At 44.4% G+C, this 8,263-nt stretch carries 8 protein-coding genes and 1 pseudogene; all 9 read right to left on the bottom strand.

The features are described from left to right. Nucleotides 1–74 precede the first annotated feature (74 nt). The gene (locus B2Y23_RS07405; RefSeq protein ID WP_291357332.1) at nt 75–674 is read right to left on the bottom strand and encodes a hypothetical protein; all 600 of its coding nucleotides are present in this window, start codon (nt 672–674) and stop codon (nt 75–77) included. 424 nt (nt 675–1,098) lie between these two features. After that, nucleotides 1,099–1,875: a 3-oxoadipate enol-lactonase gene (gene pcaD / locus B2Y23_RS07395; RefSeq protein ID WP_291369961.1), complete on the bottom strand. Its 777-nt coding sequence runs from the start codon at nt 1,873–1,875 to the stop codon at nt 1,099–1,101. A gap of 70 nt (nt 1,876–1,945) precedes the next feature. Continuing rightward, nucleotides 1,946–3,151, bottom strand: coding sequence for a 3-oxoadipyl-CoA thiolase (gene pcaF, locus B2Y23_RS07390; protein WP_291369959.1), 1,206 nt, complete (start codon nt 3,149–3,151; stop codon nt 1,946–1,948). Between the two features lie 187 nt (nt 3,152–3,338). Continuing rightward, complete coding sequence (locus B2Y23_RS07385; RefSeq protein WP_005246228.1) at nt 3,339–3,995, bottom strand: 3-oxoacid CoA-transferase subunit B; 657 nt, start codon at nt 3,993–3,995, stop codon at nt 3,339–3,341. A gap of 19 nt (nt 3,996–4,014) precedes the next feature. Beyond that, complete coding sequence (locus B2Y23_RS07380) at nt 4,015–4,686, bottom strand: 3-oxoacid CoA-transferase subunit A (RefSeq protein ID WP_004731110.1); 672 nt, start codon at nt 4,684–4,686, stop codon at nt 4,015–4,017. Between the two features lie 37 nt (nt 4,687–4,723). Continuing rightward, entirely contained in the window at nt 4,724–5,944 is a 1,221-nt protein-coding gene (benE, locus tag B2Y23_RS07375; RefSeq protein ID WP_291369958.1) for a benzoate/H(+) symporter BenE, read from the bottom strand. 58 nt (nt 5,945–6,002) lie between these two features. After that, nucleotides 6,003–6,788: a benzoate diol dehydrogenase BenD gene (gene benD, locus B2Y23_RS07370; protein WP_291357344.1), complete on the bottom strand. Its 786-nt coding sequence runs from the start codon at nt 6,786–6,788 to the stop codon at nt 6,003–6,005. A gap of 300 nt (nt 6,789–7,088) precedes the next feature. Then, nucleotides 7,089–8,105 carry a benzoate 1,2-dioxygenase electron transfer component BenC gene (benC, locus tag B2Y23_RS07365; protein WP_291369956.1) on the bottom strand — a complete coding sequence of 339 codons (1,017 nt, stop codon included), beginning with the start codon at nt 8,103–8,105 and terminating at the stop codon, nt 7,089–7,091. Between the two features lie 80 nt (nt 8,106–8,185). Further along, a pseudogene (locus B2Y23_RS07360) lies at nt 8,186–8,263 on the bottom strand (benzoate 1,2-dioxygenase small subunit); the annotation flags it as partial.

The following is an 8,263-nucleotide window of genomic DNA, read 5'->3' as shown; positions in this document are numbered from 1 at the left end:
GAACAGGGAAGTACGGTCAATGAGTTACAGCGCCTATAAATAGAACTCAAAATTGCCCCTAACTTTAAACAGGCTTATCTATGTTCCAGTATGGATAAAAAAGCTTCGATAAAGTTAGGCAGTCTTTTATGATGAATCTGGCCCACCTTAATGACTTCATAAGTCAATCCATCAGCTTGAAGATTTTCACTTTCTATTTTTAACTTTTGCAGGGTTAACTGTAAGCCCTTTAACCATTCCTCAAGTGCTTTGATGGGGATATCATTTTTAAGGTCTCCACCTTGCATGGCGGTTTTAAAATGGCTTAAGGTCGTACTGTCTTTAAAACATGCTTCAATATGATGTTCAGTACTTTCAAATAGATCATGCTTGACCACAAATAAAAATTTGCCAATTGCAGGTTTTAATGCACTGATATAAATATTTTTATCATTTAGACTGTATCTTTTATTTTTGGCATTTATAAATTCAGAATTCCAGCCTTGCGATTCTAAAAAATGATCCATTTCGATGAACATCAGATCGGTCACTTGTTCTTCAATTCGATCTGCCAGTTCTTTCAATTCATGACTGATGACAATTAAATTATTTTCCAATTTGGATCGCTGAGATTTTTCATCATCATGTTGTTTTGATTGGGCTAATACGGCTTGAAAGCGTTGTTCAGGAGTCATGATAGTACTCACTTTAAAATATAAGCCTTAAATTTTAAGATGAGGCTATGCACAGACAATTTCAAGAAAACATAAGAAGCTATGCTGTAAAATATTTAGAAATTGAATAGCTCATCCAAGCAGATTGGCCAATCATAATGATGAACAGATCAGGTCAAATTCGTGTAAAAAAGACTTAAAATTTGAGTACATATTCCTCAAAAATCCAAAACCTGATCAAATGATTTTATGGAATGGCGTTGATATAAAATATGACATTGAGTAGAAAATGCATTTGCATGACTCAAATATTGATATAAATAAAATAGTTAATAGTAATTACAAGGTGTTATGACAAGCTAAAGCAGAACCGTGAAAGCTCTGTAACTTTAGCTTGTATCTTTATTGGGCTACCATTATGAAATGTTAACCATCATCCTGATCATTAAGATAAAAATGATTGCAGGAGATGATTAAATTGCTCTGACTGTTCAATAATCGAAATATGCGAGGCATTGATTTCAAACATCTGACTGTTTGGAATGTGCTTAACCATAAATTGACCATCAGCCACTGTGGTCACCGGATCTTGCTGACCTGCTATGACCAATACGGGCACAGTAATATCTTTAAGCTGTTCGCGTAAATCCGCTTTAGCCAAAGCTTCACAACAACTTGCATAACCTTCAGCGCTGCCGGCTGCCAAGCTATTTTGCAATTTTTCAACTTCAGCTGCATTGCTTTGAATAAATTTATCAGTAAACCAGCGTCCGCCTGCAGTTGAAGCGATCGGCGCCAGACCTTGCTCACGCACCAGTACGGCACGTTCTAACCACGCTTGTTCCTGACCAATTTTGGCTGCTGTATTGCAGACGATCACATGGCTAAAACGTTCAGGTTTGTTAATCGCTAACCATTGACCGGTTAACCCACCCATGGAGATACCACAGAATGTAGCTTTCTGGATGTTTAAATGATTAAGCAGATTGACTACATCTTGCCCAAGTTGCTGCAAGGTATAAGGGCCTTTTGGGGCAGAGGAACCCCCATGACCACGGGTATCATAGCAGATGACAAAATAGTCCTGGTGGAAAAATTCAATTTGTGGTTGCCACATGCTGAATTTGGTGCCCAATGAGTTAGAAAAAATCAAGGCTGGGTTGGCTGCATTACCAAAAGTTTGGTAATTGATCTGTGCATCGTTGGATGTAAATGTTGGCATTTTTTTTAGAATCCTTAATCCTCGCTCGATCCTTCCTTTACGAAAGGAGGATCGAGCGAGCATTTAATAATTAAACACGTTCAATAATTAAAGCGATGCCTTGACCGACACCAATACACATTGAACATAGAGCGTATTGACCACCGGTTTGTTCCAGCTGGTTGAGTGCAGTCGTTACAAGACGCGCACCTGAAGCACCCAGTGGATGGCCCAAAGCAATCGCACCGCCGTTTGGATTGACTTTCTCTGAACCGTCTTCGATACCCAAGTCACGTGTACATGCCAACGCTTGAGCAGCAAAGGCTTCATTCAGTTCAATCACGTCCATCTGCTCTAAAGTCAGACCGGTTTGCGCTAATAATTTCTTGATGGCAGGAGCTGGACCAAAGCCCATGATGCGTGGTTCAACACCCACAACCGTTGAGCCAATAATTTTGGCACGTGGTTTTAAACCGTGTTGAGCAATTGCTTCATCAGAAGCAATCAGCAGGGCCGCTGCACCATCATTGATCCCTGAAGCATTGCCAGCAGTCACCGTACCGTCTGCTTTCACCACCGGTTTCAGTTTGGTGAGGGCTTCAAGGGTGGTTGAGGCACGTGGATGTTCATCAGTATCGACAATCACCGGATCGCCTTTACGCTGTGGAATCACTACAGGAATAATTTCATTTTTATAGAAACCTTTGGCCTGCGCTGCTGCAGTACGTTGCTGGCTGGTCAGGGCAAACTTGTCCTGGTCTTCACGGTTGATGTTGAACTGTTCCGCCAGATTTTCAGCCGTTTGCGGCATGGTTTCTACGCCGTACATTTCTTTCAGCTTAGGATTGATAAAACGCCAGCCCATGGTGGTGTCTTCAATCTTTTGGCTACGGCCATACGCTGTTTCTGACTTGCCCATCACGAATGGCGCGCGCGACATGCTTTCTACACCACCGGCAATAATCAGATGGGCTTCACCGGCTTTAATCGCACGCGCTGCCATCGCGACTGCATCCATCGATGAACCACACAGGCGGTTTACAGTCGTTGCTGGCACCTGATAAGGCAGACCTGCAAGCAGAGAAGACATACGACCGACGTTACGGTTGTCTTCACCGGCCTGATTGGCACAGCCATAGATGACGTCATCGACCTGTTCCCAGTTCACCGATGGATTACGTTCCATTAAGGCTTTAATTGGAAGTGCACCTAAGTCATCTGCACGGACAGGCGCGAGGCCACCGGCATAACGACCGAATGGGGTACGGATGGCATCGATAATATATGCGTTTTTCATTGTGTATTTGCTCACATATTTAAAAGAAGAAAACTCCTCCCTTTTTAAAGGGTGAGAAGCATTGCTTCGCAAGGGAGGGATTTAATGAAGTAATTTTATTCTTCAAAAAAATCCTCCCTAAATCCCTCCTGAACATGTTTTAAAGCACTGCTTTTAAAACTAAGTGCAAGAAAGGAGGGACTTCCCCTTAATTTGATTGAGTCGCATCAATCAGTTTGGCACCAGTCATTGACTGTAATTCTTCAAATGACAGACCTTCAACTTTCTCAATCACTTTCATACCTTCAGGCGTGACATCAATCACACAAAGATCAGTATAAATACGGTCGACACATTTCAGGCCAGTAGCCGGATAAGACAGTTCAGCCACGATTTTTGGCTCGCCTTTTTTGGTCACGTGGTCAGTCGTAATAAAGACTTTCTTCGCGCCCACAGCCAGATCCATTGCACCGCCGACTGCTGGGATTGCATCCGGTGCGCCAGTATGCCAGTTGGCCAGATCGCCATTTTCAGCCACCTGGAATGCGCCCAATACCGCGATATCTAAGTGACCACCACGCATCATTGCGAATGAATCACCATGATGGAAGAAAGAACCGCCTTCAAGTAAGGTCACGAATTCTTTACCGGCATTAATCAGCTCAGGATCGCGGTCTTCTTCAGCAGGAGGAGGACCGAATGCCAACAGGCCATTTTCAGAATGCAGGAAGACGTCTTTATCGCTTGGCAGGTAGCTTGAAATCTTGGTCGGTAAACCAATACCGAGGTTCACATAAGCGCCATCAGGAATATCTTGTGCCACACGTTCAGCGATCTGGTCACGGGTCAGTTTGCTATAGCTCATTATTTATCTCCGATGCCAATTATTGTGCAGGTTTAACTTGAACAACGTGTTGAACAAAAATTCCCGGGGTGATGATGTGCTCTGGATCCAGTGCACCGAGTTCAACCACTTCAGAAACTTGAGCAATCGTCACATCAGCCGCCATCGCCATAATCGGACCAAAGTTACGCGCAGATTTACGGTAGACCAGGTTGCCCCAACGATCGCCTTTAGAAGCTTTAATTAAAGCAAAGTCAGCTTTAATCGGATTTTCTAAAACGTAGTCTTTGCCTTCGTAGTTCATGGTCGGTTTGCCTTCAGCCAGCAAAGTACCAAAACCGGTAGGGGTATAGATTGGACCTAAGCCCATACCAGCCGCCTGAATACGGCAAGCCAGATTACCTTGTGGTACCAGTTCCAGTTCAATTTTTCCAGCACGATACAACTCGTCAAATACCCAGGAATCAGACTGACGCGGGAAAGAACAAATAATCTTGCGAACAGCACCAGCTTTAAGCAGTTTTGCCAGACCATAATCGCCATTACCGGCATTGTTGTTGACAATAATCAGGTCTTTAATACCCAATTCGATCAGACCATCAATCAGTTCAGCAGGCTGACCTGCTGTACCAAAACCACCGATCATAATGGTAGAACCGTCCTTGATCTGGGAGAGTGCTTCTTTCAATGATAATGAACTTTTATCTATCATAATCTGGTCCTTACATATCCTAAACTGATGGATGTCTTTAAACTCGTTTTGAATCTGATGCTGTAACCGCAACAGCATTACGGTTTTTCTGTGACAGCAGAAAATGTGCTACCAGGCCAATGCAAATTCCCCAAAAGACTGAACTCAGTCCCAAGAAATGCATGCCGGAAGCAGTCGCTAAAAAGGTGATCAGTGCTGCATCACGTTGCGACTCTTTGCCCATGGCTACGGAAATGTTGGTGGCAATCGCACCCAGTAATGCCAGTCCTGCCAAAGCCGCAATTAATTCTTTGGGCATCAGGCTAAACAGCATGACGATGCTGCCGGCAAATAAGCCGCCTAAAATATAAAAAAGCCCATTTGCCACACCGGCGATATAACGCTTTTCTTTCAGCTCGTGCGCGTCTTTACCCAAACATAAAGCAGCCGTGATAGATGCCAGTACGATGGTAATACCCCCTACACAGGCCACTGCAAGCGAGGCAATACTGGTTGCACTAATAATTGGCTTGGCTGGCATGTCATAACCACTGAGTTTGATAATCGCCATTCCCGGTAAAAACTGGCCAGACAGGCTGACTAGAATGAGTGGGAGAGCCAGATTCAGGGTTGAACTCCAGGTCCATTCCGGTGCAATAAATTGCGGAATTGCCAGACTGAAATCTGCCGTGACCGGATTAATCTTGCCCAGCACCATGCTTAAAATCACACCGGCAACCAGCACCCAGACCATGGCATAACGTGGACTGAAACGCTTGGCCAGCAAAAATACCGCCAGCATGCCAAAGACGATATAGGGCATGGTATCGGTCGCGGTGAACAGCCCTAAACCAAACTGCAGTAAAATTCCCGCCATCATTCCGGCAGCCACTTCTTGAGGAATCCAGGACAGTAACTTGTCGAAATAACCGGTGATCCCAATGAGAAAAATCACCACAGCAGAGGTGATATAGGCCGCAACCGCTTCATTGAGCGAAATATCGGGAAACAGTGTGACCAATAGTGCCGTTCCGGGCGCAGACCAAGCGGTGACGACAGGTATTTTGTATTTAATTGATAAAAAGATACCTGCGAGCGCCGCACCAATAGAAATTCCCCAAATCCATGAAATCATCATGGCTGGGGAAACCTGGGCTTGCTGTGCCGCCTGGAAAAAAATGATCAGTGGCCCTGAATAGGAAATCAGCACTGCTAAAAATCCTGCAACAGTCGCTGAAATTGACCAGTCATTTTTTAATGTCTGAAACAGGGTGTTCATTGGTAATGTGCCTCCTTGCGTCGAACCATGAGCCTGTTAAAAATCGTGGTGATCAGGACTAGCCCTGATCACCACCACCGACCGGTACTACCGTACCTGTCATATAAGATGATTCATCGGAAGCCAGAAATGCAATCGCATTCACTTGCTCCTGAATTGTGCCGTAGCGACCCATAAACGTACGGTCAATGGTCTGATCTACCACTTGCTGCATCCATTCTTGTTCAGATTCAGTCAGTGGATTGGTATTGCGCGGTACTTTACGGGGAGGTGCTTCGGTGCCACCCGTTGCAACTGCGTTAACGCGAATACCATCTTTGGCATGTTCAAAGGCAAGGGAAGCCGTCAGGCCATTTACGCCACCTTTGGATGCTGAATAGGGAACACGATTAATACCACGTGTGGCAATAGAAGATACGTTTACAATGGTACCTTTCTGATTTTTAATCATTTCAGGCAGAACTGCACGGCAGCACCACAAGGTCGGGAACAATGAACGGTTCACTTCCTTGATAATTTCCTCTTCAGAAAATTCCTCGAAAGGTTTCATCCAGATCGCGCCACCGACGTTGTTGATCAGGGCATCGACACGGCCATAAGTCTCAAGGGCTTTTTCAACGACTGACTGAGCACCGGCAAACGTTTCCAGATTGGCTTTGACGGTAATTGCATCACCGCCAGTCGCTTCAATTTCAGCCAAAACTTCTTCCACATAAGGGGAAAGGTCAGCCATGACGACTTGAGCGCCTTCGCTCGCCATTTGCAACGCGACACCGCGACCGATGCCTTGCGCGGCACCGGTCACGATTACGACTTTGTTTAAAAATCTTTGATTTGAAGTCATATTTTTTTAACTCATGAACCAATCTTTATATCTGCGATTAAAAAACCTTTAAATTTGATTTAGGAAAGACGGAGTCTTGCTTTTATAAATCAACATAAGGTTTAACTTTCGGTTCGACCTACTTTTGTTTTGGCAAAAGTAGGCAAAACCATTGTCATCCGCTGAACTCGTCCATTGCATCATGTAAGTTAAATTTGTCGCAGAAACTTAGATGTATCTGAATTTGGTTTGCCTCGTACAGCAGCGGATGACGTTTACGCGTATCAAATAGTTTCTAAACAAATACGCATCTTCAAATCATTAATTCGCAGAGAATTTTTCGAACAGGAAGCTTGCAGGTTTTACGCCTTCAGCATCCAGCCAACCGCGAACCGCTTCAACCATTGGTACAGGGCCACACAGGTAGATATCAACCTCACCAGCATTTAGCCATTCGTTTTCGATATGACCAGTCACATAACCTTTACGTTCATGTGCAGATTCCGGGTTAGCAACCACTGTACGGTATTCGAACCACGGGAATTTTTCTTGCAGTTCGTTCAGCTTTTCAATGGCAACCAGGTCAAAGTCATTGGTCACACCAAATACCAAACGCACTGGATACTCTGAACCTTTTTCTTCCAGCACTTGCAGCATCGACATGAATGGTGCGATCCCTGTACCACCCGCCATCATCAAGACAGGGCGGGTTACAGGGCGCAGGTAGAAGCTGCCAAATGGACCGGCGAAAGTCATTTTGTCGCCCGCTTTGGCATTGCTACTTAAGAATTCGCTCATCTGGCCATTCGGTACGTTACGTACCACGAAACTGGTTAAACGGTTACCCGGTTTAGAGCTGAAAGAATAAGAACGAGTTTCTGTCGTACCCGGAATACCGACATTGACATATTGACCTGCGAGGAAATGAATGTCAGGTTGACTTTCATCGAGTTGAATATCAAAAGTGATGGTTGAATCTGATAATTTTTCAACACGCTCAAGCGTACCCTGGAAGGCGTGAATTTCAGTTTTACAGACTTCTGATGAAGCTTGAATTTGGAATACTGCGTCTGAAGTCGGTTTACACTGACAAGCTAGGATGTAGCCTTCAGCGGCTTCTTCAGGCGTTAATGCATCTTCAATATAGGTTTCTTCAGGCATGTCAAACGAACCTGACTCGCAAAACGCACGGCATGTTCCACAAGCACCATCACGGCAGTCCAGAGGAATATTGATTTTTTGACGGTACGCAGCATCAGATAAGGTTTCACCTTGAGCAACGCTGATAAAACGTGTAACCTCATCTTCAAATTGAAGTGCAACATTAAGGTTTGACATGGCTAGAATCCTATAAATATTTAAAACGTGTGACCTGCTTCAGCCAACTGTCCATTTGGCTGAAGACGTAGTGGCAAATTTTAGAGGTGGTAAATATCAATGACCTGATTGATGTAATCGTTTTTCAGCACCACGTATTTGCTTAAAATCTGTGGTTT

Origin of the sequence: Acinetobacter sp. UBA5934, from assembly GCF_002430855.1 — a bacterium.
Classification (GTDB): Bacteria; Pseudomonadota; Gammaproteobacteria; order Pseudomonadales; family Moraxellaceae; genus Acinetobacter.
Note: the sequence above shows the minus strand (reverse complement) of the source record. Positions and strands in the feature narration are given on the sequence as shown.

Coding starts and splice junctions, on each gene's coding strand:
- B2Y23_RS07405 (WP_291357332.1), bottom strand. CDS start 674: ATGACTCCTGAACAACGCTTTCAAGCCGTATTAGCCCAATCAAAACAA.
- pcaD (WP_291369961.1), bottom strand. CDS start 1,875: ATGCCAACATTTACATCCAACGATGCACAGATCAATTACCAAACTTTT.
- pcaF (WP_291369959.1), bottom strand. CDS start 3,151: ATGAAAAACGCATATATTATCGATGCCATCCGTACCCCATTCGGTCGT.
- B2Y23_RS07385 (WP_005246228.1), bottom strand. CDS start 3,995: ATGAGCTATAGCAAACTGACCCGTGACCAGATCGCTGAACGTGTGGCA.
- B2Y23_RS07380 (WP_004731110.1), bottom strand. CDS start 4,686: ATGATAGATAAAAGTTCATTATCATTGAAAGAAGCACTCTCCCAGATC.
- benE (WP_291369958.1), bottom strand. CDS start 5,944: ATGAACACCCTGTTTCAGACATTAAAAAATGACTGGTCAATTTCAGCG.
- benD (WP_291357344.1), bottom strand. CDS start 6,788: ATGACTTCAAATCAAAGATTTTTAAACAAAGTCGTAATCGTGACCGGT.
- benC (WP_291369956.1), bottom strand. CDS start 8,105: ATGTCAAACCTTAATGTTGCACTTCAATTTGAAGATGAGGTTACACGT.